The sequence below is a fragment of the Sphaerisporangium sp. B11E5 genome, assembly GCF_039871875.1.
In the GTDB taxonomy this organism is placed as follows: Bacteria; Actinomycetota; Actinomycetes; order Streptosporangiales; family Streptosporangiaceae; genus Sphaerisporangium.
Genome location: NZ_JBDPMD010000021.1, coordinates 45,698 through 69,332, shown reverse-complemented (window position 1 = coordinate 69,332; position 23,635 = coordinate 45,698). Strand labels below are relative to the sequence as shown.

The following is a 23,635-nucleotide window of genomic DNA, read 5'->3' as shown; positions in this document are numbered from 1 at the left end:
GTGGGGGCTTCTACGATTGCTCGGGTGACGATTCGTCGCGGTTTCCCCCCGCTTCTCATTGGTCTCGTGATTTTCGTGCCCGGGTGCACGGGTGACGAAGGGCCGCGGGTGCAGATCGCCGAGGTCGGGCGGTCGGCGGTCAGTGAGGTCGTCGAGGCGCCCGCGACCGTCGGGGCGCGGGCCACGGCCACGTTGCGGTCGCCGGCGGCCGGAACGGTGGCCAAGCTTTATGTGCGGGACGGGGAGACGGTCGGCAAGGGGCAGATCCTTGCGAAGATCAGCTCGCCGCAGGCACAAGAGCAGCTCAAGCAGGCTCGTAAGGCGGAGCGGCAGGCGTCCAAGCCGGTCCGGCTCGGTGGGGGGCTCGCGGCGCCGAACATCAGTTTCGCGGGGCTGTCGGGAGGGTCCGCGCTGGACCGGAAGGTGGCGCGGGACTTCGAGCGGGCCAGGGACGCCGCGCGCAAGATCGACGACGCGCGGTTGCGCAAGCAGTTGATCGCGGCTGTGGACACCGCGCAGGCGCGTCACCGGGCGCAGCGCGCGGAGTTGAACAAGATCACACAAGGGCTGACACGGTCGATCAACCAGGTGCTCGCCCAGGTGAGCGGGCAGCTCGGCGCGAGCCTCGGGGGGCTCGCCTCGTCCATGGGGTCGCTTCAGGCGGCGTCGGCGTCCCAGGCGAAGGCGGCGGTGCGGGTGGCGCAAGCCACGGTGGACGGGCTGGTGATCAAGGCGCCGTTCCGGGGGGTGGTCACGCTCGGCGGGCCGCCGGGCGGGGGTTCGGCGGGGCTCGGGTCGCTGCTCGGGTCGCTGCCGCCGGAGCTCGCCGGGCAGGCGGGTGCCGCCGGAGCGGCCGGGTCCGGGGCGGGCGGCTCGGGAGGCGGCGCCGGCGGGGGCATCGCGGCGGGGGTGCCGGTGTCGGCCGGGGACGCCGTCGTCACCGTGACGGACGTCTCGGAGCTGACCGTCTCGGCCGACGTGGACGAGACCGACGTGCTGCTGGTGAGCCGGGGCGTGAAGGCCGAGGTCGAGCTGGACGCCGTCACCGGCGGCACCTACCGGGCCGAGGTCACCGGTGTCGGGGTGACCCCCAAGGAGGGCACCACCGGCGGGGTCAGCTACCCCGTGCGGCTCACGCTCGGGGACGGCACCTACGACGACGGCGGCGAGGCGCCCACCCCCAAGCCCGGCATGAGCGCCGTCGTCCGCCTCACCGTCCGCGAGTCGCCCGACGCCGTGGCCGTCCCGGCCGCCAGCGTCGTCACCAGCGGCCGCGACACCGTGGTGTGGGTGGTGCGACCGGACGGCACCGCCGAGCGCCGGGTCGTCAAGCTGGGGGCCCAGGGGGACGCCACCGTCGAGGTCGCCCGCGGCCTGTCGGTCGGCGAACGCGTCGTGGTCCGCGGCGCCGACGCCGTACGCCCCGGCCAGAAGCTGACCGGGTGATGCCCGCCGTGGAGGACACGGCCCCGGCCGCGGAGGAGGCCGCGTTCGAGGCCGTGGGGCTGACGCGGTCGTACCGGCTCGAGGGGGTGTCGGTCGACGCGTTGCGCGGGGTGAGCCTGCGGATCGGGCGGGGGGAGTTCGTGGCGATCGTCGGCCCGTCCGGGTCGGGGAAGTCCACGCTGATGCATCTGCTCGGGTGCCTGGACCGGCCGACCGTCGGGGTGCTGCGGGTGAACGGGGTGGACGTGTCCACGCTGGACGACGGCGGGCTGGCGGACCTGCGCAACCAGGTGATCGGGTTCGTGTTCCAGTCGTTCCACCTGCTCGGCCGCACCTCGGCACTCGACAACGTGGCGCTGCCGCTGGTGTACCGCGGGGTGGGGCGGGCCGAGCGGCGGCGGCGGGCCGAGGAGGCGCTGACGTCGGTGGGGCTCGGGCACCGGCTGGACCACCGGCCGTCCCAGATGTCCGGCGGGGAGCAGCAGCGGGTGGCCATCGCCCGCGCGCTGGTCGGCGACCCCAAGGTGGTGCTCGCCGACGAGCCGACCGGGAACCTCGACACCCGCAACGGCGAGGAGGTGATGGGCATCCTCGCCCGCCTGAACGCCGAGCGCGGCGTGGCCGTGGTCCTCGTCACCCACGAGGCCGAGGTCGCCGCCCAGGCCCGGCGCCGCATCCATGTCCGGGACGGCCTCATCGAGCTGGACGACGGGGACGCGCCGTGAGGGGCGCCGAGGCGCTGCGGATGGCGCTGGAGGCGCTGCGGGTCAACCGGCTGCGCAGCGCGCTGACGATGTTCGGCGTGGTGATCGGCGTGTCCGCGGTGGTGATCCTCGTCGCCATCGGCACCGGCGCCAAGGAGGCGGTGGAAGGGGAGATCGCCGGGCTCGGCAGCAACATCATCCTGGTGGTGCCCGGCCAGGTGGGCCTCGGCGCGGCGCCCACGCAGAGCAGGCTGGACCTCACGGACGTGGCGTACGTGCGGCGCGTGGTGGGCGACCCCTCCAAGGTCACCGTCGCGGTGAACTCCGGCGAGCCGGTGCGGGTGGGCCGCACCGAGGTGTTCGCCACGGTCACCGGCACCGACCAGTACATGCCCAACATCTTCGAACGCCCGCTGCACCGGGGCCGCTACCTCAGCGCCACCGACGTCGACACCCGCCGCCGCGTCGCGGTGCTCGGCTCGGAGGTGGCGGACAAGCTGTTCCAGGACGTCGACCCGATCGGCCGTCAGATCACCGTCGCGGGGGTGCGGTTCCGCGTGATCGGCCTGTACGAGCCGGTCGGCGCGACGTTCGGCGTGGCGCGCGACCAGGAGGTGCACATCCCGGTCACCACCGCGCAGCGCCTGGTCGGGCTGAACCGCATCAACGGCATCGCGGTCGGCGCTTCAGGGCCCGACGAGATCGAGCCGCTGCGGCAGAAAGTGGTCCAGGCCCTCGCCGAGCGGTACCCGGGCGAGCGGTTCAGCGCGGTCACCCAGACCCAGCTCCTCGGCACCATCGGCAGCGTGCTCGGCATGCTCACCGGCGTGCTGGCCGCCATCGCGGGCATCTCGCTGCTGGTCGGCGGGGTCGGGGTGTCCAACATCATGCTGGTCAGCGTGCGTGAGCGCACCCGGGAGATCGGCCTGCGCAAGGCGCTCGGCGCCCGGCAGCGCGACGTGCTCCGGCAGTTCCTCATCGAGGCGGTGCTGCTCACCACGATCGGCGGGGTGATCGGGATCCTGCTCGGCGTCGGCGGCTCGCTGCTGATCCAGGCGGTGTCCCCGGTGCCCGCCGCGATCACCTGGTGGTCGGTGACCCTGGCCTTCGGCGTCTCGGCCGCGGTCGGCGTCTTCTTCGGCGTGGCCCCGGCCCGCCGTGCCGCCCGGCTGGACCCGGTGATCGCGCTGCGCGCCGAGTGAGGAGCCGCGCCGGGGTGTGACCGCAGGGTGACGGCCTCTCGGGGGGTGCGACCGAGTGCGGTACGGTCGGGTGCATGAGGGTAGCGCGGCGGACCGGTGATCGTCCGCGCCGGCGCGGCCCCCGGGGCGGCCGGTTCGTCACAGGCGAGGTGAGCGCGTGAGCCGATCCGTGAGGGTTGTCTGGGACGACGGACTGGTCTCCTACGACTTCGGCCCCGGGCATCCCCTGGCGCCCGTGCGGGTGGAGCTGACGATGGCGCTCGCCCGCGATCTCGGTGTGCTCGGCAAGACCGAGCAGGCCGGGTGCGTGCCCGCCACCGACGACGAGCTGGCCCTGGTGCACGAGCGGACGTACCTGGAGGCGGTCCGGCAGGTCTCGGCCACCGGCCGTCCCGACCTCTCGATCGGGCTCGGCACCGCCGACAACCCCGCCTACGCCGGGGTGCACGAGGCGGCGGCGCTGGTCGCCGGGGCGACGCTCGCCGCCGCCCGCGCCGTGTGGACCGGCGAGGCCGAGCACGCCCTGAACGTCGCCGGCGGGCTGCACCACGCCATGCCGGGCGCCGCCAGCGGTTTCTGCGTCTACAACGACCCCGCCGTGGCCATCGCGTGGCTGCTGTCGCAGGGGGCGCGCCGCGTCGCGTACGTCGACGTTGACGTCCACCACGGCGACGGTGTGCAGGCGATGTTCCTCGACGACCCGAGGGTGCTCACCGTCAGCCTGCACGAGAGCCCGCGCACACTGTTCCCGGGCACCGGGTTCCCGCACGAGACGGGCGCGGAGGGGACGTCCGTCAACGTCGCGCTGCCCGCCGGGTGCGGGGACGCGGGGTGGCTGCGCGCCTTCCACGCGGTGGTGCCGCCGCTGCTGCGGGAGTTCCAGCCGGACGTGCTCGTCACCCAGCAGGGCTGCGACTCGCACGCCCTGGACCCGCTGGCCAACCTGCTGCTGAGCGTGGACGGCCAGCGCCGGGCGTACGAGGCGCTGCACGCGCTGGCGCACGAGACCGCGCACGGCCGGTGGGTGGCCACCGGGGGCGGCGGCTACGAGGTGGTGCGGGTGGTGCCGCGCGCGTGGACCCACCTGATCGCCGAGGCGGCGGGTGTCCCGCTGGACCCGGAGACGGCGACGCCGGGGAGCTGGCACGAGCTGGTGCGGCTGCGCACGGGTGAGGTGCCTCCGCTGTCCATGACGGACGGGCGGACCGCGGAATTTCACGATTTCACCGGTGGTTACGATCCAGCGGACGCCGTGGACCGGGCGATCATCGCCACGCGCAAGGCCGTCTTTCCCTACCACGGGCTGGACCCGCAGCCCTAGAGCCCCGCCGGCGAACGGGGAGCCGGTGTCCGGGCGTAGTAGCAAGTGAGGGTCGCGCGCGGCCCGTGACCCGCACAGAGTGGACGGAGTGAACCATGCAGACCGCGCCTTCGCGGGACGAGCTGAGAGAGCATCTCATCCGGACGAGGATCGCCGGGGACATCGCGACCAGCCGGGAGAACAACCTCGACCACTACCGGTCCCTCGCGGCACGCGACCCCCACTACATGTTCGGCCTCACCCTTGACGGCGACTGGACCTACCGCGACATCCTCGCCCTGATGGCCAAGTCCGCCGGGGTGATCCCCGACCCCGAGCACCGGTACGGCCAGGACACCATCGACCCCGACCGCACGCTCGACGCCCTGGACGCGCTGGCCGACCGCGTCGCGGCGGTGCTGAGGCGGGACGATCCGCGGATCGTCGTCGCCACCGGCCACCCCACCGGGCTGCTCACCACCCACCTGGCGCTGGTGCGCCTCGTGCGGGATCACGGCGCGACGCTCCTCACCCCGGCCGAGCAGTGCTCGTTCATCGGTAAGGGCCTCGGCCGGCGCCGCCGCATCCGCTACCTGGACGACGTGGCGATGCTGGACGACGGCGGCGCGCTCGTGCACACCCACGACCCCGCCCCGATGCAGGCGATGCTCGCCGAGCTCGCGGAGCTCGGCGACGGGCGCCCGGACCTCGTGATCGGGGACCACGGCTGGGCGGGGGCCGCCGGGGAGGCCGGGGTGGAGACGGTCGGTTTCGCCGACAGCAACGACCCCGGGTTGTTCGTCGGCGAGGCCGAGGGCAAGATCGCGGTCACCGTGCCTCTCGACGACAATGTGCTGCCGCGCCACTACGTTCCGATGAACCAGTACCTGGTCTCCCGGGTCCTGAGTGGCCTGTGAGGCGTCCCGGCGAGATCCGGGCCGTCCGTAACCCGGGGTTTCGCGTGCACCCTGAGGCGGGGGCGTCGACCGTTTGCCAACTTTTTTGTGATCCTGGGCGACTCTAATGGGACGTGATGGAACCGTGTACAACATCGGGATCAGTGGTTGACCAGGCGGCTGGCCAGCGACTTTTCCGATTCTGGTGGCAGGCGTCTCCGTGGGCTGATGGAATAGGGGGTTTGCGCGATCGGAGACCCGTTCTACGCTGACAGCAGTACACGTGCGTGAGCAATGGCACCAGTGGGGATAACCCGGAAACACGTGCGGAAGAGGCGTCCGATGGGTGCAGGCGAAAGACCTCTCAGCGAGGTGAAGTTCCTGACGGTGGCGGAAGTGGCCACCGTCATGCGGGTGTCCAAGATGACTGTGTACCGGCTCGTGCACTCTGGTGAGCTACCGGCCATCCGGGTCGGGCGATCCTTCAGGGTGCCGGAGCAGGCGGTGCACGACTACCTCAGGGATGCGTTCATCGAAGCGGGTTGACTGACGCCTTGAGCGACATCACCCCGTCATGCGCCGGAAACCGTCCCATGACCGGCGCATGCTTCGCTAGGAACGTGACCTTGGCCGGGAACGGGGTGGGCGGCCGGCCGCCCACACCTGCCCCGGTCGCCGGGTACGGCCACCGGGTGGCGGCACGGGGTTCCCCCCGGGAACGATCGACCGCGAAACGCCGGTAGGCTGTTGGATCGGTGTGCTTCGTGGCGAGCGGCTGCTCCCGCGTTCGCGTCGTGCCGTTCCTGACGGCACGTGCGGCGGCGGGACATCGCGCGTCGCGCGGCACGTACTGCCGGTCCGACCAACCTACCTTCACCTGGGGGTCCCGTGGGCTCTGTGATCAAGAAGCGTCGTAAGCGTATGGCGAAGAAGAAGCACCGCAAGCTTCTCAAGAAGACCCGCATCCAGCGGCGTAACAAGAAGTAGTAAGCGGCGCGGAACGACGACGCAGAGCGGCGGGCCGGGTGTGACGCGCTGATACCGCGGGCACATCCGGGCGTGCGCGACCCACTACACGTGATCCTGCGAGGCGCCGATGACACGCACCGTGCTCGTGACCGGGGTGTCCCGGCACATCGGAGCCCGCGTGGCGAGCGTCCTCGCGGCCGACCCCGGCATCGACCGGGTGATCGGCGTGGACACCGTTCCGCCGGCGGAGCGGGGCGACGTGGGCGCGCTGGGCCGCACCGAGTTCGTCCGGGTTGATCTGCGCAGCCCGGACATCGCGCGGGTGATCGGCGCGGCCGACATCGAAACGGTCGTGCACGTGAGCCTGGTGACAGCTCCCTCGAAGAGCGCGGGGCGCTCCTCCATGAAGGAGCACAACGTCATCGGCACCATGCAACTGCTCGCCGCCTGCCAGCGGTCCGCCACCGTGCGCAGGGTCGTCGTCCGCTCCACGACCGCCGTCTACGGCTCCTCGCCGCACGGCCCCGCGGTGTTCACCGAGGACGTCGAGCCGGCCGAGGTGGCGAGTTCCGGCTACGCCAAGGACGCCACCGAGGTCGAGGCGTACGTCCGCGGCTTCTCCCGGCGGCGGCCGGACGTCACGGTGTCCACCCTGCGGTTCGCCAACTTCATGGGCCCCGGCGTCGACTCGCCGCTGACCCGCTACTTCACCCAGCCGGTCGTGCCGACCGTGCTGGGCTTCGACCCGCGCCTGCAGTTCGTGCACGAGGACGACGGCGTCGAGGTGCTGCGGCGCATGGCGCTGGAGGACCACCCCGGCACGTACAACGTCGCCGGTGAGGGCGTGATGCTGCTGTCGCAGTGCGTGCGGCGCGGCGGCCGGCCGACGGTGCCGGTGCCCTCCGCGGCGTTCCGCGTGCTCGGCGAGATGGCCCGCGGCCTCGGCAGGGTCGATTTCTCCCCCGAGCAGATCGCGCTCATGAGCTACGGCCGCGCCGTGGACGCCGAGCGGCTGTCCGCCGAGCTGGCCTGGCGCCCGAAGTTCACCACCGCGACGGCGTTCGATGACTTCCTCCACTCGCGTGGCCTGGTTGCCGGTACACCACTCTCTGTGATCGACTGGCTGGGGACACTGCGGGGCGGGGGCGGGGAACGGTGAAACAGAGCGATCCAGGGCGGGACCATCGCGGCGAAGGGGACCACGAGCCCGGCACGGCCCAGGTGATCCCGATCACGGCGGCGCGGCGGCACTCCGGCGACGGGCACGACACCCGCGCCGTCGAGGACCGTCTGGCCGACCTGCTGGCCTTCCTGCGGCGGCGCCTGGCGGGGGAGTACGAGATCGACGAGTTCGGGTTCGACCCCGAGCTCAACGACAAGGTGCTGCTCGAGCTGATCCGCCCGCTGTACCGCCACTGGTTCCGCGTGGAGACCTCCGGCCTGGAGCACGTCCCGGACGAGGCGGGGGCCCTGGTGGTCGCCAACCACTCCGGCACGCTGCCGGTGGACGCCCTCATGCTCCAGGTGGCGCTGCACGACGAGCACCCGGCGCGCCGCCCGTTGCGGCTGCTCGGCGCCGACCTCGTCTACCAGCTCCCGGTGCTCGGCCACCTGTCCCGCAAGTCCGGCCACACCTTGGCCTGCCCGGAGGACGCCGACCGGCTGATGCGCAAGGGCGAGCTGGTCGGGGTGTTCCCTGAGGGCTTCCGCGGCGTGGGCAAGCCGTTCCGCGACCGCTACAAGCTGCAGCGCTTCGGCCGGGGCGGGTTCGTCGCCTCGGCGATCCGGGCCCAGGTGCCGATCATCCCGTGCTCGATCGTGGGCGCCGAGGAGATCTACCCGAAGATCGGCGACCTTCGCACGCTGGCCCGGTTGCTCGGCCTGCCGTACCTGCCGATCACCCCGCTGTTCCCGTGGCTCGGCCCGCTCGGGCTGGTGCCGCTGCCGTCCAAGTGGATGATCCGCTTCCACGAGCCGGTGCGCACCGACGAGTACGACCCGGAGGAGGCGGACGACCCCATGCTGGTCTTCAACCTCACCGACCAGGTGCGCGAGCTGATCCAGCAGCAGCTCAACCAGCTTCGTCTCCAGCGGGGCCCGGCCTTCCCGCCGTTCCTGTAACCGCCGGGCGGTCAGGCCGAGCGGTAGTGCTTGCGCAGCGCGATGGCCGCGGCGATGCCGCCCGCGACGGCGCCGGCGCCGGCCGCGATGGGCAGGCCGATCATGGTGGCGCGGCGGCCGGTGCGGAAGTCGCGCACCGCCCAGCCGTTGGCCCGGGCGTGCTCCAGCAGCTCGCTGTCGGGGTTGATCGCGTACGGGTGCCCGACCAGCCGCAGCAGGGGCAGGTCGTTGGCGGAGTCGCTGTAGGCCGTGCAGCGCGTCAGGTCGAGACCCTCGCGGCGGGCCAGCGCCTTGACCGCCTCGGCCTTGGCGGGGCCGTGCAGCAGGTCACCCACCAGGCGGCCGGTGTACACGTCGTCCTCGGTCTCGGCGACGGTGCCGAGCGCGCCGGTCAGCCCGAGGCGCTGGGCGATCACCCGGGACAGCTCGACCGGGGTGGCCGTGACCAGCCAGACCCGCTGCCCGGCGTCGATGTGGGCCTGGGCCAGGGCGCGGGTGCCCGCCCAGATGCGGTCGGCCATGACCTCGTCGTAGATGTCCTCGCCGAGACGCACGACGTCCTCGACCTTGAGCCCGGCGACGAACGCCAGGGCGGTCTCCTTGGCCCGGGCGATGTGCTCGGGGTTCTCGTTGCCGCGCACCCGGAACAACGCCTGCCCGATGGCGAACCTCACGAGGTCGGACGTGGTGAACAGCCCGCGCGAGGCGAGGCCCCTGGCGAAGTGGTAGATGGACGCGCCGCGCATCATCGTGTTGTCGACGTCGAAGAACGCCGCAGCCGTGGGGTCGGGGTCCGCCACCGGGGCCGAGACCGCGGCGGCTGCCGCGACTTCCCCGGCCTTCTCTGCCTCGGTGCGCCGTCGCAGTAACCGCCTCATAGCACCTCAGCTTAACCGGGAGCGGGGGGTGTGCCCGGTGTACGTGGCGTTAGCGTGGCGTGACGTCTGAGGCACATCCCGGGGCGGGAGCGTGGTCAGGGGGTCAGATCGTCGATCATGTCCAGGTAGGCGCTGGCCTTCATCCGGTCGTCCCCGCCGAGCTGGGGGATCATCGGGGCGACCAGGTCGCGCTGCTGCTCGGTGAAGCGCTTGATCGCCGGGGTGTGCTTGCCGCGGCGCTTGACGTGCCGCAGCGCCGACAGCGCCGACCGGGTGGTGGAGGCCATCTCGTCCAGCGTCGGGCCGATGAACCGCTCCCGGTCGTCGCCGGGGTACCCGAGCAGCGCCGCGGCCTCGGCGGCGCGCGAGTGGGCCGCGGTCAGCTCGCGCTGGGCGCGCTCCACGTCGTCCGGCGTCAGGCTGAGCAGCGTCGCCTCGGCGGCGCGCTTGATCGGGTACAGGCGGTCGCCTGGCACCGAGTCGTAGGTCTGCGTGCCGGTGAGGATCATCAGGCAGGTGACGGCGACGATCAGGACGGCCGGGCGCAGCCGGACCAGCAGGGGCGGGCGCCTGCGCTTGCGGACCGCGGGCTCAGGGCCGGGGTCGGCGCGGGTGCCGTGCGCGGCCAGCAGTTGCCCGCGCAGCCGGGCTCGGAAGTCCGGGGAGGGCTCGTCACGGGACTCGCCGCCGATCTGGCGGAGGCGGGCGGACAGCGAACGCGCCGAGGGGCCGCGCCGCGTGAGGGCGGCCCACAGGCCGAGCGGCCGCCCCGAACCCCCCCGCTTACCCATGAATGCTCCCTGGCGCACTCCGATGATCCATAGGTGCTAACTGCCCAACGAAGCGAGGGCACAGGAAGTTACGGCCGGTCGCCGATCAGCCGAGGTCGTCGGGGAGCGCCCGGGCCAGGGCGCGGACGGCGCGGAACTGCAGCGCCTTGATCGCGCCGCTCTTCTTGCCCATGATGAGCGCGGTCTCGGCCAGCGTCATGCCCTGCAGGAAGCGCAGCACCACGCATTCCTGCTGCTCGGGGTTGAGGTCGCGCACCGCCCGCAGGATGCGCTCGTTCACCATGGTGGACACGACGGCGTTCTCCGGGATGTGCTCGCCGTCCAGCGGCGTGTCCAGCACCTCGGCGGTGGACACCTCGAGGCGGTAGCGCCCCGACTTGTAGTGGTCGGTGACGAGGTTGCGGGCGATGGTCACCAGCCACGCGGCGAAGTCCCGGCCCTGCCAGGTGAAGCCGGTGATGCGGCGCAGCGCCCGTAGGAACGTTTCACTGGTGAGGTCCTCCGCCAGCGCGTGGCAGCCCACCCGGAAATAGACGTAGCGATACACGAGATCGACATAGCGGTCGTACAGCGCCGCGAAGGCGTCCGCGTCGCCGGTCTTGGCGCGGAGCACCACCCGCCGTAGCTCGTCGAGCTCGGCGGGTTCTCGGTGGCCGGCGGCGCGGGCACGGTCCATAGTGCCGGCCGCGCCCGGAGGGGAAAGCCCGGCGACCGACCATGTGTTCGACATCCGGTATCCCTGGGGAAGAAAGGGAAGGCGCGTGCTGCTCGCCCACTCTAGAAATCATCCGGTAATTACACAATCCACTTTGCCTCAGTAACTACCTCTCGTAACAGGAGTCCCACGGCAGATCGGACACCGGCTACCGGTTTGGAGGTAATGTCCGGCAGAGTTGGGAGCATCATGGAAGCCCTCGTAGCCGTCACCGCCTTCGCGGGTGCGCTGTTCGCCGCCATCACCACCGGTGTCCTGGTCGGACGCCTCAGGGATGAGCGGAGCGGATGGCTCCTCGCGTGGACCGTGACCACCACGGCACTCTGCCTGGCACTGGGATCGATCGCCATCGGGCACCTGATCGGATTCGGCCCCGCGACGTTCCGCGTCTACCAGATCACCGGGGCGTTCCTCGCACCGTTCTGGCTGGCCATCGGCATGATCCAGATGCTCGCCGCGAAGACGCCTTCCAAGTTCGCGGCCTGGTTACTGGGCAGCGCGTTCACCGTCGTCACCGCTGTGATCCTGGTGGCCGACCCGGTCAGCCAGGTGGACAAGTTCGGCAAGTCCCTGCCGCTGGGCGACACCCACTGGACGATCATCCCGACCGCGCTGCTCAACGTCGCGCACGCCGTGACGTACCTGATCCTCATCGGATGCCTGATCCTCGCGGTGCTGCGCTGGCGCGGCGGGGACGACCTCGACGCCGACAACATGCACGCGGGAGTCGTGCTCGCCCCCACGGGGCTGGCCCTGGTGGGCGTCGTGCGCTTCGCGATCCCCGGGGTGTTCGCGGCGCTGGTGATCTCGCTGATGGTGGGTGCCATCTGGTACGCCGTCGCGCGGCCGCTCGCGCCGTACGACGAGGAGCGGGACGACTCCGACGACTGGGAGGAGGACCCCCGCCCGGCCTCCGGCGGCCGCCGCGCCGCGCCCGCCGCCTCGTACGACTCGGGGCCGATGCCCGTCACGCAGGCGTCCCCCTCGCCTTCGCCGCGCCGCTCCGGCCTCGGGGACCTGGTGGCCGAGTACCGGGCCGGGGACCACGCGGACGTGGACTACGCGGCACGCATGCAGCCCTCGGGCGGCTTCCCCGGCCAGCAGGGGCAGCCCGGCCGTCCCGGCGCGCAGGGGACCTACGGCGCCCCGGTGGGGCGCGGCGGCCCGGTCGAGCGCGGTCCCGGCGAGCCCGGGGGGTTCGGCCCGGCGGAGCCGGGGGTGTTCGGCGCCAGGGAGCCCGGGACGCTCGGCGCCAGGGAGCCGCGCGCGTTCGGTCCCGGGGAGTCGTTCGGTCCCGGGGAGGGCTTCGGCCGTCAGGACCAGGGCTTCGGTGGCCCGCCCGGCGTGCCCGGCGCCACGCCGATGGGTCCGGGTGGCCCCGGTGTTCCCGGTGCCGCCGGTGGCCCGGGTGCTGCCGGCGGCCCCGGTGGACTCGCTGCTTCCGGTGGGCCCGGCGTGTTCGGCGGTCCCGCGGACGCGGGCGGGTTCTTCGGCCCGGCGACCGGCGAGGTCATCGGGCAGGACCCGCTCGGCCCGCGCCAGGGGCAGCACGGCGCCGCCTCGTACGCCGACCCGCTGGACCGCGCCTCGCAGTACGGCCGCGGGACGCACGCGGAACCCCTCGGCGGCCCGAACGGCTCCCACCACGGCCCTCTCGGCCCGGCGGGGGGCCCGGCACAGGGGCCGCAGAACCTGTCCATGCCGGCCACCGGGGCGCTGTTCGCCGGCGCCGAGCTCCAGCAGGCCCTCAGCCGTTCCGAGCCGCCCGCCGCGGCCGGCTCGGTGCGTCCCTCGCCGCGCATCTACGGCCTGCTCACGGTCTTCACCCTGATGGACGGCGCGGGCGAAGCGTTCGACCGCCTGGCCGAGGAGACGGTGGAGGAGGTGCGGCGCAGCGAACCCGACACGCTGATCTTCATCTGCCACGCGGTCAAGTCGGCCCCGCTGCAGCGCATCGTCTACGAGATCTACCGCGACGAGGTGGCGTACAACGACCACCAGCGCCAGCCCCACATGGAGCGGTTCGCCCGCGAGCGCGTCGCGCACGTGCTGGCCGCCAACGTGATCGAGCTCAACCTCAACGCCGCCAAGGTCGTCCCGCTGCCCACGGCCTACCGGGCCTGAGCGCGCCCCGCCCCGCCGCGTCCCGCGGCGGGGCCCCGGAGGGTCAGGCGGAGAGGGCGGCGCGCAGGCGGTTCTCGTCCACGCGCCAGAAGTCGTGCTGGACGCCGTCGATCAACGTCACGGGGATCATCTCGCCGTAGGCGCGCATGTCCTCCTCGGACGCGGTGATGTCCCGCTCCCGCCATGAGACGCCGAGCTCGCCGGCCACGCGTTCGATGACGGCTCTCGCGTCGTCGCACAGATGGCAGCCGGGCTTTCCGAGCAGGGTGATCGTGTGATCTCGCGGAGCCATGCGCTCCAGCTTAGCCGTGGCATCGGGGGTTTCGGCCGGTTCATCCGTTTGAGGAGGGCAGCGGTGAAGAAGCTTTCGGCGGGCGGGCGGCGTAGGGTCGTCGAAGCAAGATCTGACCCGGTATGGGCGGTGGTGAGGCGGGTGGAACGTGCTGGCCGGTCCGGGATGAGAGGTGCCGTCGGTGTGCGGGGACGCCGGGGCGGATTCGGGGGCGAGGCCCCCGGCTGGGAGACTGGGCCTCCCAGGGTCCGTGGTCCTCACTTTGTGCATCGCTTCACAAAGGGACTAACCTGGAATTGCGTCCGCTGTTCGTCATCCGTCGCAATCGCGAGCGCGGCCGGGGCGCACCGGTCGCCCCGCCGTCCCCTGGAGTTCCGGCAAAAGTGATCCGCCGCATGTCGCAAGCGCGAGAACGTGGCATCCCCGATGCGACAGTCGCGCGACTGCCGCTCTACCTGCGCGCACTCAACGGACTGGCGGAGCGGGGCACCGCCACCGTCAGCTCCGAGGACCTCGCGCTGGCCGCGGGGGTCAACTCCGCCAAGCTGCGCAAGGACCTGTCGCACCTCGGGTCGTACGGCACCCGGGGCGTCGGCTACGACGTCCAGTACCTCATCTACCAGATCTCCCGCGAGCTCGGTCTCACCCAGGACTGGGCCGTCGCCATCGTCGGCCTCGGGAACCTCGGCCGGGCGCTCGCCAACTACGGGGGGTTCGTGTCGCGTGGCTTCCGTGTCGCCGCGTTATTCGACGCCGACCCCGCGGTCGTGGGGGAGCGGCTCGTCGGGATGGCCGTCGACCACATCGACCAGCTGGAGGAGATCCTCGGCCGCCGGGGGGTCTCCATCGTGGTCATCGCCACACCGGCGTCGGCGGCGCAAGAGGTGGCCGACCGGGTCATCGCTGCCGGAATCACGAGTATTTTGAATTTTGCGCCTGTTGTGCTGACCGTGCCGGACGGGGTGGATGTTCGCAAAGTCGATCTCTCGACGGAGCTGCAGATCCTCGCCTTCCACGAGCAGCGCAAAGCCGATCGTGAAGCAGGGAGCCCCATCATGACGGAGGACTGGGCCGAGGCGATGGACGCATGAGCCTTCTCGCGGTAGGCCTGAGTCACCGGACGGCACCGGTGGCGCTGCTCGAACGTGTCTCGATGGCCGGGGACACCCTGGTCAAGATGCTCCACGACGTGCTCGGCGACGTCCACGTGTCCGAGACGATGATCGTCTCCACGTGCAACCGTGTCGAGATCTACGCCGAGGTGGACCGCTTCCACGGCGGTGTGACCGCCGTCACCGACCTGCTCGCCGCCCACTCCGGCGTGCCCGTCGACCAGCTCACCCCCCACCTGTACGTCCACTACGAGGACCGGGTGGTCGAGCACCTGTTCACGGTGGCCTGCGGCCTGGACTCCATGGTGGTGGGCGAGGGGCAGATCCTCGGCCAGGTGCGCCAGTCGCTGCGGCTCGCCCAGGACCAGGGCACCGCCGGCAGCATCCTCAACGACCTGGCACAGCAGGCGCTGCGCGTCGGCAAGCGCGCCCACACCGAGACCGGCATCGACCGGGCCGGCGCCTCCCTGGTCGGCGTGGGGCTCACCCTCGCCGAGGCCGAGCTCGGGCCCCTCGTGGGACGGCGGGCGCTCGTGGTGGGCGCGGGCTCCATGAGCGCCCTGTCGGTCGCCACCCTCGGCCGGGCCGGGATCACCGACATCGTGGTCGCCAACCGCACGTTCGAGCGGGCCGCCCGGCTCGCGCAGAGCGTCGGCGGGCGGGCCGTGGAGCTGGCCGACGTCGGCCGCGAACTGGCCGGCGCCGACCTCGTGATCTCCTGCACCGGCGCCGGCGACGTCGTGCTCACCGCCGACATGGTGCGCCGCGCCGGGCACCCCGGGCCGCTGTTCCTGCTGGACCTCGCGCTGCCGCACGACATCGACCCCGCGGTGCGCGACCTGCCCGGCGTCACCCTGGCGGACCTCGAATCCATGCGGGGCCTCGGCGACCAGGACGGCGACCACGTCACGGCGGTTCGGTCCATCGTGGCCTCGGAGGTGTGCGAGTATCTCAGGGCCGAGCGCGCCGCCCGGGTCACCCCCACCGTGGTGGCCCTGCGCGCCAAGGCCGCCGACGTGGTCGAGACCGAGCTGGGGCGCCTGGTCACCCGGATGCCCGAGATCGACGGCCGGCTGCGCGGCGAGATCGCGCAGACGATGCGCAGGGTGGTGGAGAAGCTGCTGCACGAGCCCACCGTGCGTGTCAAGCGGCTGGCGGCGTCCCCGGCGGGCGATCATTATGCCGAGGCGCTGCGCGAACTGTTCGACCTAAACCCGAAGGTGCCCGAGGCAGTGACCAGAGCCGACGTGGCCGACATCGAGACCGACTCGCCCGGTCGGGCCGGCGAGGAGGACGCATGACCGTCACCCAGCAGACCTACGCCAGGCGTGGGGTTCTGCGCCTCGGCACCAGACGCAGCCTCATGGCCACCACCCAGTCCCAGATGGTGGCCGACCGGCTCACCGCGCTGACCGGCACGCCCGTCGAGCTGGTCGGCGTCACGACCTTCGGCGACGTGACCAAGGCGCAGCTCTCCCAGCTCGGCGGCACCGGCGTGTTCGTCAGCGCGCTGCGCGACAAGCTGATCGAGGGCGAGATCGACTTCGCCGTCCACTCGCTCAAGGACCTGCCCACCGCGCCCGACCCCCACGTCGTCGTGGCCGCCGTCCCGCCGCGCGACGACCCGAGGGACGCCCTGGTAGGCCCGGTCGAGCTCGCGGGCCTGCCCGCCGGCGCCCGCGTGGGCACCGGCTCGCCGCGGCGCGTCGCCCAGTTGCGTGCCCTGCGCCCCGATCTCGAGTACGTCCCGATCCGCGGCAACGCCGACACCCGTATCGGCAAGGTCGGCTCGGGCGAGCTGAACGCCGTCGTGCTGGCCGCCGCGGGCCTGACCAGGATCGGGCGCGAGGCCGAGATCGCCGAGGTGTTCGAACCGGACGACATGCTGCCCGCGCCGGGACAGGGAGCGCTCGCCGTCGAGTGCCGGGCCGGCGACGCCGACCTCATCGAGCTGCTCGCCGCGCTTGACGACCCGCGCACCCGTGCCGCGGTCACGGCCGAGCGCACGGTGCTGGCAGCCCTGGAGGCGGGGTGCAGCGCCCCGGTAGGTGCGTTCGCCACCGATGCCGGGCACATTCTCAACCTGACCGCCGCCGTCGTGGCCCTCGATGGCACGCGGTCGGTGCGCAAGTCCACCGCCGGGGACCTCTCGGCCGCCATGGAGCTCGGCCGCGAACTCGCGGCCGCCATGATCGCTGAGGGGGCCGGCACGTTGATGGGGGAGCGGACCCATTGAGCTCCGGAAGCCAGACCAGTAACACCTCCGGCATCGAGCAGGCCGCCGGAGCCACCGGCGCGCCCGAGGGCGGTGCCCGGCGCTCCACGGGGTTCGTGGCGTTCGTCGGCGCGGGCCCCGGCGACGAGGGCCTGCTGACGTTGCGCGGGGCCGACCTGCTGTCCCGCGCCGACGTCGTGGTGCTGGACGTCGACGCTTACGGCGGGCTGCTCGGCCGCTGCCGTGAGGACGTCAAGATCGTGGACATCGCCGCCGAGGTCGGCGCGGTGTCGCTGAAGGCGGTGCGCGAGGCCAAGACCGGGTGCCGCGTGGTGCGGCTCTGCCCCGGCGACCCGGGGTTCTTCTCCTCGGTCGCCGACGAGGTCGCCGCCTGTGCCAAGGCCGACGTCGAGTTCGAGATCGTGCCCGGCGTGCCGCCCGCCACCGCGGTGCCCACGTACGCGGGCATCGCGCCCGCCATGGGCATGCCCGAGTTCCGGGTCGTGGACGCCGACCAGGTGGACGACTGGGCCCCGCACGCCGCGTGCGAGGGCACCCTCGTGATCTACAACGGGGTGTCGGCCGCCGTCGCGATCGCCAAGGCCCTCGTCGCGTCGGGCAAGCCCGACAGCACGCCGGTCGCGGTCACCCAGAACGGCACCACCACCGAGCAGTACACCGTCGTGTCCACGCTCGCCCGGCTGGCCGCCGACCTCAAGCACGCCGGCATCGCCGAGCCCGCGATGATCGTCGTGGGGGACGCCGTCGGCACCCGCGACAAGCTGTCCTGGTTCGAGAGCAAACCTTTGTTCGGCTGGCGGGTCCTGGTGCCGCGCACCAAGGAGCAGGCCGCCGGGCTGTCGGAGCAGTTGCGGTCGTACGGCGCGGTGCCCGAGGAGGTGCCCACCATCTCGGTGGAGCCGCCGCGCACCCCGCAGCAGATGGACCGGGCCATCAAGGGCCTCGTCACCGGGCGGTACGAGTGGGTGGCGTTCACCTCCGCCAACGCGGTCAAGGCGATCAGGGAGAAGTTCGAGGAGTACGGCCTCGACGCGCGGGCGTTCGCCGGGCTGAAGGTCGCCGCGGTCGGCGAGGCCACCGCCAACGCCCTGGTCAGCTTCGGGGTGAAGCCCGACCTGGTGCCGGTGGGCGAGCACTCCTCCGAGGGCCTGCTCGCCGAGTGGCCGCCGTACGACTCCATGCTTGACCCGATCAACCGGGTGCTGCTGCCCCGCGCCGACATCGCCACCGAGTCGCTGATCGCCGGGCTCACCGAGCTCGGCTGGGAGTGCGACGACGTCACCGCGTACCGCACGGTGCGCGCCGCGCCGCCCCCCGCGCCGATCCGTGAGGCGATCAAGGGCGGCGGGTTCGACGCGGTGCTGTTCACCTCGTCCAGCACGGTGCGCAACCTCGTCGGCATCGCCGGCAAACCGCACAACGTGACGGTGATCGCGGTCATCGGGCCGCAGACCGCCAAGACCGCCGAGGAGTTCGGGCTGCGGGTCGACATCATGGCCGACAGCCCGTCGGCGTCCGCCCTGGCGGCCGCCCTGGCGGACTACGGCGCCAAGCAGCGCCAGGCCGCGCTCGCCGCGGGGGACGTCCCGAGGCGGCCCTCGCAGACCCGCAGGGGGGCCCGCCGCCGCGCCCGGTAGGCGGTCACCCTCCGGAAACCCACGGTCCGTCGCCGGTGTCCGCGGCGGCGAAGGGAGAAACCGAAGACATGATGCCGAACGCGGAGTTCCCGGTGGCCCGGCCGCGGCGGCTGCGCCGTACCGCGTCGCTGCGCCGCATGGTGGCGGGCACCCGGCTGCACCCGGCCGAGCTGGTGCTGCCGATGTTCGTCAAGGAGGACGTGACCGAGCCCCAGCCGGTCGCCTCCATGCCGGGCGTGGTGCAGCACACGCGCGACTCGCTGCGCAAAGCCGCGCACGAGGCCGCCGAGGCGGGGGTCGGCGGGGTCATCCTGTTCGGCGTCCCCGCCGTCAAGGACGCCCGGGGCTCGGCGGGCGACGACCCCGAAGGCATCGTGCAGCGCGCGGTGGCCGACCTGCGGTCCGACCTCGGGGACACCATCGTCGTGATCACCGACACCTGCCTGGACGAGTTCACCGACCACGGGCACTGCGGTGTGCTCACGCCCGAGGGCGAGGTGGACAACGACGCCACCCTGGAGCGCTACGCCTCCGTCGCGGTCTCCCAGGCGCGGGCCGGGGCGCAGGTGATCGCGCCGAGCGGCATGATGGACGGCCAGGTCGCGGCCATCCGCGCCGGGCTGGACGGCGCGGGGTTCCCCCACATCCCCATCCTGGCGTACTCCGCCAAGTACGCCTCGGCGTTCTACGGCCCCTTCCGGGACGCCGCCGAGTGCGCGCCCCAGTTCGGTGACCGCAGCGCCTACCAGCAGGACCCGGCCGGCCCGGTGGGGGAGGCGCTGCGCGAGGTCGCGCTCGACCTCGCCGAGGGGGCGGACGCCGTCATGGTCAAACCGGCCCTGGCCTACCTGGACATCCTGCGGCAGGTGCGCGACGCCGTGGACGTCCCGGTGGCGGCCTACCAGGTGAGCGGCGAGTACGCCATGATCGAGGCCGCGGCGGCCAACGGCTGGATCGACAGGGAACGCGCGATCATGGAGTCGCTGACGGCGATCCGGCGCGCCGGGGCCGACCTGATCCTCACCTACTGGGCTACTGAGGTGGCCCGGGGACTATCCTGACGGGCCATTTCCGGGGGTCGCCGCACCTTGGGCGGGCGCCATCAGGCATCATCGGGGAAAGGCCGGGTGGGAAGGAACGTGATGGTGGGGGTACCGCTGGCGGCACGCAGGGCGAAACGGCGAAGCCGTGCCCACGGAAAGGCACGCTCGATCACCTCGGTGCTCGACTACGCCGCACTGGGCTGGGCCGCCGTCCCTGGTGCCCACCCGCTGCGCGAAGGCCGGCGGGCCTGCTCCTGTGACCGCGTGGGCTGCCCCGACCCCGGCGCCCACCCCGTGTCCCCCGCCTGGCGCATGATGGCCACCACCGACACCGCCCAGTTGCAGCGCTGGTGGGACCAGACCCCCGAGGCCAACATCATCCTGCCCACCGGCCGCGTCTTCGACGTGTTCGACGTCCCCGCCGCCGGCGGCCATACCGCCCTCTCCGCGATGGACGCCTCTGGCTTCGACACCGGCCCGGTAGCCGTCAACGGCGACCGGGTCCTTTTCTTCGTGGCCACCCGAGGCGCCCCCGAGGACGAGGACGAATGGTGGTCCTGCCACCTCGACTACGCCCCGGAGACCATAGAGGACACCCCCGGCCTCCGCTGGCACTGCCGCGACAGCTACGTCCTGGCCCCACCCTCAACCCTCCCCGACGGCACCACGTCCCGCTGGCTCCGCCCCCCCACCCCCCACCCCCTCCCCGACCCCCTGCACGTCCTGGACCACCTGGCCGACGCCATCGACTGACCCCGGCCTCCCAGCACCCCCCGAAGACCCCACCGTTCCCGGTGGCGGCCACTCCTTCGCCCGTGACCGCCACCGCCTCGTGAAATGGGCCTCGCTCCGCTCGGACTGTGTTCATCGGGGCTCCCGCCCGAACCCCCAGCCCAGGGACGGGGCTCCGCCCCCGCACAGTGGGAGGAGGTATGGCGAATCCGGCGCCGTCTTACGGCGGCAGGGCACGGCTGCCCGATCACGGTCGCCTCGGCCGCGATGTCTGTCGGCACCTGCGCCATACGGGTCCCTTTCGGCGCCGACGCGGGGGACATGTTACGGCGAATTCGGCGCCGCCGTACGGGGTCCGCCGGTGGGAGAGGGCCGGGGTGGGCTCTTTCGGGGCGGGGTGGGGGCGGCACTACCCTGGACGGGTGAGTCGTACCGAGGTGTCTGAGAGCCTGTTCGAGCGTGCCCGTGGTCTGGTGCCGGGGGGTGTCAACTCACCTGTCCGCGCGTTCGGGGCGGTGGGGGGGACGCCGCGGTTCATGGAGTCGGGGGACGGGGCCTTTCTCGTCGATGTGGACGGCAATCGGTATGTCGATCTTGTGTGCTCCTGGGGGCCGATGATCCTTGGGCATCGGCATCCGGCGGTCGTGGAGGCGATCACCTCGGCGTTGTCCCGTGGGACGTCGTTCGGGACCGCGACGGCGGGTGAGGTCGAGTTGGCCGGGGAGATCGTCTCGCGGGTGGGGCCGGTCGAGCGGGTGCGGCTGGTCAGTTCCGGTACCGAGGCCACCATGTCGGCGGTCCGGCTGGCGCGGGGGGTGACGGGGCGGTCCCGGGTGGTCAAGTTCGCCGGGTGCTATCACGGGCACGTGGACGCGCTGCTCGCCGCCGCGGGGTCGGGGGTGGTCACCTTCGCGCTGCCGGACTCGCCCGGGGTGACGGGGGCGTCCGCCGCCGACACCATCGTGTTGCCGTACAACTCCGCAGAGGCGGTCGCCGAGGCGTTCGCGACCCACGGTGACCAGATCGCCTGCGTCATCACCGAGGCCTGCCCGGCCAACATGGGTGTCGTGCCGCCGCGGCCGGGGTTCAACGCCCTGCTCCGCGAGCTGTGCACCACCCACGGGGCGCTGCTCATCATGGACGAGGTGCTCACGGGGTTCCGTGTCTCGGCGGCCGGCTGGTACGGGCTCGAACCGGTGGAGGCCGATCTGATGACGTTCGGCAAGGTGATGGGGGGCGGCCTTCCCGCTGCCGCTTTCGGGGGGCGTGCCGACGTCATGTCGCACCTGGCTCCTGAAGGGCCCGTTTACCAGGCGGGGACGCTGAGCGGTAATCCCCTGGCGGTGGCCGCCGGTCTCGCCACACTTCGCGCCTGCACCCCTGACGTGTACACCCGTGTGGACGCCGCCGCCTCAGTCGTCGGCCAGGCCGCCACCGAGGCCCTGTCCGCCGCCGGGGTGCCTCACCGGCTCCAGACGGCCGGCAATCTTTTCTCCGTCTTCTTCACCGACACCCCGGTGACCGACTTCGCCACCGCCCAGACCCAGAACCCCGCCGCGTACCGGGCCTTCTTCCACAGCATGCTCGACCAGGGGGTCTACCTGCCCCCGTCGGCGTACGAGGCGTGGTTCCTCTCCGCGGCCCACACCGAGGAGGCCCTCAGCCAGGTCACCGACGCCCTCCCGGCGGCGGCCAAAGCGGCCGCCGCGGCCCTCTCCTGAGCGACCGCCGGCAGGCTAGCTGGAGGTCTGGGAGGCGCGGCGGTTCTTGCGGCGTTCGTTCAGGCGTTTGACGACGAAGACCACGACGGCCAGGGCCACGACGGCGATGACGATGTTGGTGCCGGTGCCTACGTAGGTCTCGACCAGGGACCATTTCTCGCCCAGGGCATAGCCGGCGAGGATGAAAATGGTGTTCCAGATGAGGCTGCCGGCGGTGGTCAGGAGGGTGAACACGGTCAGGGGCATGCGTTCCACGCCGGCCGGGATCGAGATGAGGCTGCGGAAGACGGGGATCATGCGGCCGAAGAACACCGTTTTGCGGCCGTGTTTGAGGAACCACGCCTCGGTCTTCTCGATGTCGGAGATGCTCAGCAGGGGGATGCGGGCGGCGAGGGCGAGGGTGCGTTCGCGGCCGAGCAGCGCGCCTATCCAGTACAGCGCGAGCGCTCCGACGACGGATCCCAGGGTGGTCCACACGACCGCGTCGAGGAGGTCCATGTCGCCCTGGGAGGCGGTGAAGCCGGCCAGGGGAAGGATCACTTCGCTGGGGAGGGGTGGGAAGAGGTTCTCCAGTGCGATGGCCAGGCCGGCCCCCGGCGCCCCGAGGTTCTCCATCAGTCCAATGAGCCAGTCGGTCATGGACCAAAGGCTATGAATGATCGCTGGATGACGGGAATGCGGCGAGTACCCGTATCAGGGGTGGGGCTGACCCTACCCTGCGGAAAGACATCGACTTCAGAATTACTGTCTCAAAGAGAATCCATCGTTTAGCATCGCTGTATGCTCGATCTCCACAGGCTCAAGGCCCTCCACGCGGTGGCGACCTACGGGTCGGTCGGCGCGGCGGCCGAGGCGCTCATGGTCACCCCGTCCGCGATCTCGCAGCAACTGGCCAAGCTCGAGAGGGAGACGGGGGCCACGCTGCTGGAACGCAGTGGGCGGGGGGTCCGGCTCACGGACGCGGCGGGGGTGCTGGCGCAGCACGCCGAGCGCATCCTGGCGTTGGTGGAGACGGCGGAGGCCGACTTCGAGGCGCTCCGGGGGGCCGTGGTCGGACGGCTGTCGGTGGCGGCGTTCCCCACGGCCGCCCGGGGGCTGATGCCGCAGGCGCTGAAGGAGCTCACGATGCGGCACCCGGAGCTCGACGTGGTGCTGTACGAGCGGGAGCCGGAGCGGCAGGTCCGGGAGGTGGCGCGGGGCGAGCTGGATCTGGCGGTCGTGCAGGACTGGCTGAACCGGCCCATGGCGACACCTGAGGGCCTGTCCCGGGCGACGCTGTTCGACGACGTGGTCGATGTGGTGTTGCCTGCGGGGCACCCCCTGGCGGGGCACAAGGAGATCGACCTGGCCGATCTGCGCGGGGAGCGGTGGATCAGCTCCTCGCCGGGGACCGTCTGCCATGACTGGCTGGTGTTCACGCTGCGCACGGCGTCCCTCGAACCCGACTTCTCCTGTGTGGCGGACGAGTACCCGACGCAGATCGCGCTGGTGGGGGCGGGGCTCGGCTGCACGGTGGTGCCGCGTCTCGGGCGGGGGGTGCTGCCGCCTGAGGTGCGGGTCGTCCCGGTGCGGCCGCGGCCGACCCGGCGGATCTACGCGTTGTGGCGTACGGACGCGGCGCGGCGGCCGGCGATCAGGGCCGCTGTGGACGTGTTGCGGGAGGTGAGTCCGTCGGCTGTGTCGGGGCGGGTCCTCACACATGCCGACCAGTAGGCT

23 protein-coding genes are annotated in these 23,635 nt (G+C 72.2%); 18 read left to right on the top strand and 5 right to left on the bottom strand.

Annotation, left to right across the window (positions count from 1 at the left end; genetic code table 11):
- Nucleotides 1-66 precede the first annotated feature (66 nt).
- From ABGB17_RS20020 to ABGB17_RS19980, 9 genes are all read left to right on the top strand, one after another.
- Nucleotides 67-1,446, top strand: coding sequence for an HlyD family efflux transporter periplasmic adaptor subunit (locus tag ABGB17_RS20020; RefSeq protein WP_347631665.1), 1,380 nt, complete (start codon nucleotides 67-69; stop codon nucleotides 1,444-1,446).
- Entirely contained in the window at nucleotides 1,446-2,171 is a 726-nt protein-coding gene (locus tag ABGB17_RS20015; RefSeq protein WP_347631663.1) for an ABC transporter ATP-binding protein, read from the top strand. Before ABGB17_RS20020 ends, ABGB17_RS20015 begins: the two co-directional genes overlap by 1 nt.
- Nucleotides 2,168-3,352: an ABC transporter permease gene (locus ABGB17_RS20010; RefSeq protein ID WP_347631661.1), complete on the top strand. Its 1,185-nt coding sequence runs from the start codon at nucleotides 2,168-2,170 to the stop codon at nucleotides 3,350-3,352. Before ABGB17_RS20015 ends, ABGB17_RS20010 begins: the two co-directional genes overlap by 4 nt.
- Before the next feature lie 157 nt (nucleotides 3,353-3,509).
- Entirely contained in the window at nucleotides 3,510-4,673 is a 1,164-nt protein-coding gene (locus ABGB17_RS20005) for an acetoin utilization protein AcuC (RefSeq protein WP_347631659.1), read from the top strand.
- 95 nt (nucleotides 4,674-4,768) lie between these two features.
- Nucleotides 4,769-5,569: a phosphatase gene (locus ABGB17_RS20000; RefSeq protein ID WP_347631657.1), complete on the top strand. Its 801-nt coding sequence runs from the start codon at nucleotides 4,769-4,771 to the stop codon at nucleotides 5,567-5,569.
- Nucleotides 5,570-5,890: 321 nt separating this feature from the next.
- A complete protein-coding gene (locus ABGB17_RS19995) occupies nucleotides 5,891-6,094 on the top strand; it encodes a helix-turn-helix domain-containing protein (protein ID WP_030456159.1) in 204 nt (67 codons plus the stop codon).
- 342 nt (nucleotides 6,095-6,436) lie between these two features.
- Nucleotides 6,437-6,535 (top strand): AURKAIP1/COX24 domain-containing protein, encoded by a 99-nt coding sequence (locus tag ABGB17_RS19990; protein ID WP_018654693.1) that lies wholly within the window; start codon nucleotides 6,437-6,439, stop codon nucleotides 6,533-6,535.
- 109 nt (nucleotides 6,536-6,644) lie between these two features.
- A complete protein-coding gene (locus ABGB17_RS19985) occupies nucleotides 6,645-7,676 on the top strand; it encodes an NAD-dependent epimerase/dehydratase family protein (protein WP_347631654.1) in 1,032 nt (343 codons plus the stop codon).
- 65 nt (nucleotides 7,677-7,741) lie between these two features.
- A complete protein-coding gene (locus tag ABGB17_RS19980; protein ID WP_347631767.1) occupies nucleotides 7,742-8,638 on the top strand; it encodes a lysophospholipid acyltransferase family protein in 897 nt (298 codons plus the stop codon).
- 11 nt (nucleotides 8,639-8,649) lie between these two features.
- On the opposite strand, the gene ABGB17_RS19975 is transcribed toward ABGB17_RS19980, so the two are convergent.
- From ABGB17_RS19975 to ABGB17_RS19965, 3 genes are all read right to left on the bottom strand, one after another.
- The gene (locus ABGB17_RS19975) at nucleotides 8,650-9,516 is read right to left on the bottom strand and encodes an HAD-IB family hydrolase (protein WP_347631652.1); all 867 of its coding nucleotides are present in this window, start codon (nucleotides 9,514-9,516) and stop codon (nucleotides 8,650-8,652) included.
- Between the two features lie 95 nt (nucleotides 9,517-9,611).
- Nucleotides 9,612-10,307, bottom strand: a complete 696-nt coding sequence (locus ABGB17_RS19970; protein WP_347631650.1) for a DUF5667 domain-containing protein — start codon at nucleotides 10,305-10,307, stop codon at nucleotides 9,612-9,614.
- Nucleotides 10,308-10,392: 85 nt separating this feature from the next.
- Nucleotides 10,393-11,037, bottom strand: coding sequence for a sigma-70 family RNA polymerase sigma factor (locus ABGB17_RS19965; RefSeq protein ID WP_347631647.1), 645 nt, complete (start codon nucleotides 11,035-11,037; stop codon nucleotides 10,393-10,395).
- Between the two features lie 174 nt (nucleotides 11,038-11,211).
- Here ABGB17_RS19965 and ABGB17_RS19960 point away from each other — a divergent pair, with 174 nt between their 5' ends.
- Nucleotides 11,212-13,146 (top strand): antibiotic biosynthesis monooxygenase, encoded by a 1,935-nt coding sequence (locus ABGB17_RS19960; protein ID WP_347631645.1) that lies wholly within the window; start codon nucleotides 11,212-11,214, stop codon nucleotides 13,144-13,146.
- A gap of 43 nt (nucleotides 13,147-13,189) precedes the next feature.
- Here ABGB17_RS19960 and ABGB17_RS19955 read toward each other — a convergent pair whose 3' ends face one another.
- Nucleotides 13,190-13,438: a glutaredoxin family protein gene (locus ABGB17_RS19955; RefSeq protein ID WP_347631643.1), complete on the bottom strand. Its 249-nt coding sequence runs from the start codon at nucleotides 13,436-13,438 to the stop codon at nucleotides 13,190-13,192.
- A 395-nt stretch (nucleotides 13,439-13,833) separates the two neighbouring features.
- Here ABGB17_RS19955 and ABGB17_RS19950 point away from each other — a divergent pair, with 395 nt between their 5' ends.
- From ABGB17_RS19950 to hemL, 7 genes are all read left to right on the top strand, one after another.
- Nucleotides 13,834-14,529 (top strand): redox-sensing transcriptional repressor Rex, encoded by a 696-nt coding sequence (locus ABGB17_RS19950; RefSeq protein WP_347631641.1) that lies wholly within the window; start codon nucleotides 13,834-13,836, stop codon nucleotides 14,527-14,529.
- Entirely contained in the window at nucleotides 14,526-15,851 is a 1,326-nt protein-coding gene (locus ABGB17_RS19945) for a glutamyl-tRNA reductase (protein ID WP_347631639.1), read from the top strand. The genes ABGB17_RS19950 and ABGB17_RS19945 overlap by 4 nt, the downstream gene beginning before the upstream one ends.
- A complete protein-coding gene (hemC, locus tag ABGB17_RS19940; protein WP_347631637.1) occupies nucleotides 15,848-16,786 on the top strand; it encodes a hydroxymethylbilane synthase in 939 nt (312 codons plus the stop codon). Before ABGB17_RS19945 ends, hemC begins: the two co-directional genes overlap by 4 nt.
- A gap of 95 nt (nucleotides 16,787-16,881) precedes the next feature.
- Complete coding sequence (locus ABGB17_RS19935) at nucleotides 16,882-18,423, top strand: uroporphyrinogen-III synthase (RefSeq protein WP_347631765.1); 1,542 nt, start codon at nucleotides 16,882-16,884, stop codon at nucleotides 18,421-18,423.
- A 68-nt stretch (nucleotides 18,424-18,491) separates the two neighbouring features.
- Nucleotides 18,492-19,484: a porphobilinogen synthase gene (gene hemB, locus ABGB17_RS19930; RefSeq protein WP_347631635.1), complete on the top strand. Its 993-nt coding sequence runs from the start codon at nucleotides 18,492-18,494 to the stop codon at nucleotides 19,482-19,484.
- 81 nt (nucleotides 19,485-19,565) lie between these two features.
- A complete protein-coding gene (locus tag ABGB17_RS19925; RefSeq protein ID WP_347631633.1) occupies nucleotides 19,566-20,219 on the top strand; it encodes a bifunctional DNA primase/polymerase in 654 nt (217 codons plus the stop codon).
- A gap of 401 nt (nucleotides 20,220-20,620) precedes the next feature.
- The gene (hemL, locus tag ABGB17_RS19920; protein ID WP_347631631.1) at nucleotides 20,621-21,919 is read left to right on the top strand and encodes a glutamate-1-semialdehyde 2,1-aminomutase; all 1,299 of its coding nucleotides are present in this window, start codon (nucleotides 20,621-20,623) and stop codon (nucleotides 21,917-21,919) included.
- 15 nt (nucleotides 21,920-21,934) lie between these two features.
- On the opposite strand, the gene ABGB17_RS19915 is transcribed toward hemL, so the two are convergent.
- Nucleotides 21,935-22,558 (bottom strand): DedA family protein, encoded by a 624-nt coding sequence (locus tag ABGB17_RS19915; protein WP_347631629.1) that lies wholly within the window; start codon nucleotides 22,556-22,558, stop codon nucleotides 21,935-21,937.
- Between the two features lie 141 nt (nucleotides 22,559-22,699).
- Here ABGB17_RS19915 and ABGB17_RS19910 point away from each other — a divergent pair, with 141 nt between their 5' ends.
- Nucleotides 22,700-23,632 carry a LysR family transcriptional regulator gene (locus tag ABGB17_RS19910; RefSeq protein ID WP_347631626.1) on the top strand — a complete coding sequence of 311 codons (933 nt, stop codon included), beginning with the start codon at nucleotides 22,700-22,702 and terminating at the stop codon, nucleotides 23,630-23,632.
- Nucleotides 23,633-23,635 lie beyond the last annotated feature (3 nt).

Coding starts and splice junctions, on each gene's coding strand:
- ABGB17_RS20015 (WP_347631663.1), top strand. CDS start 1,446: ATGCCCGCCGTGGAGGACACGGCCCCGGCCGCGGAGGAGGCCGCGTTC.
- ABGB17_RS20000 (WP_347631657.1), top strand. CDS start 4,769: ATGCAGACCGCGCCTTCGCGGGACGAGCTGAGAGAGCATCTCATCCGG.
- ABGB17_RS19995 (WP_030456159.1), top strand. CDS start 5,891: ATGGGTGCAGGCGAAAGACCTCTCAGCGAGGTGAAGTTCCTGACGGTG.
- ABGB17_RS19985 (WP_347631654.1), top strand. CDS start 6,645: ATGACACGCACCGTGCTCGTGACCGGGGTGTCCCGGCACATCGGAGCC.
- ABGB17_RS19975 (WP_347631652.1), bottom strand. CDS start 9,516: ATGAGGCGGTTACTGCGACGGCGCACCGAGGCAGAGAAGGCCGGGGAA.
- ABGB17_RS19970 (WP_347631650.1), bottom strand. CDS start 10,307: ATGGGTAAGCGGGGGGGTTCGGGGCGGCCGCTCGGCCTGTGGGCCGCC.
- ABGB17_RS19965 (WP_347631647.1), bottom strand. CDS start 11,037: ATGTCGAACACATGGTCGGTCGCCGGGCTTTCCCCTCCGGGCGCGGCC.
- ABGB17_RS19960 (WP_347631645.1), top strand. CDS start 11,212: ATGGAAGCCCTCGTAGCCGTCACCGCCTTCGCGGGTGCGCTGTTCGCC.
- ABGB17_RS19955 (WP_347631643.1), bottom strand. CDS start 13,438: ATGGCTCCGCGAGATCACACGATCACCCTGCTCGGAAAGCCCGGCTGC.
- ABGB17_RS19950 (WP_347631641.1), top strand. CDS start 13,834: ATGTCGCAAGCGCGAGAACGTGGCATCCCCGATGCGACAGTCGCGCGA.
- ABGB17_RS19945 (WP_347631639.1), top strand. CDS start 14,526: ATGAGCCTTCTCGCGGTAGGCCTGAGTCACCGGACGGCACCGGTGGCG.
- hemC (WP_347631637.1), top strand. CDS start 15,848: ATGACCGTCACCCAGCAGACCTACGCCAGGCGTGGGGTTCTGCGCCTC.
- hemB (WP_347631635.1), top strand. CDS start 18,492: ATGATGCCGAACGCGGAGTTCCCGGTGGCCCGGCCGCGGCGGCTGCGC.
- ABGB17_RS19925 (WP_347631633.1), top strand. CDS start 19,566: ATGGTGGGGGTACCGCTGGCGGCACGCAGGGCGAAACGGCGAAGCCGT.
- ABGB17_RS19915 (WP_347631629.1), bottom strand. CDS start 22,558: ATGACCGACTGGCTCATTGGACTGATGGAGAACCTCGGGGCGCCGGGG.
- ABGB17_RS19910 (WP_347631626.1), top strand. CDS start 22,700: ATGCTCGATCTCCACAGGCTCAAGGCCCTCCACGCGGTGGCGACCTAC.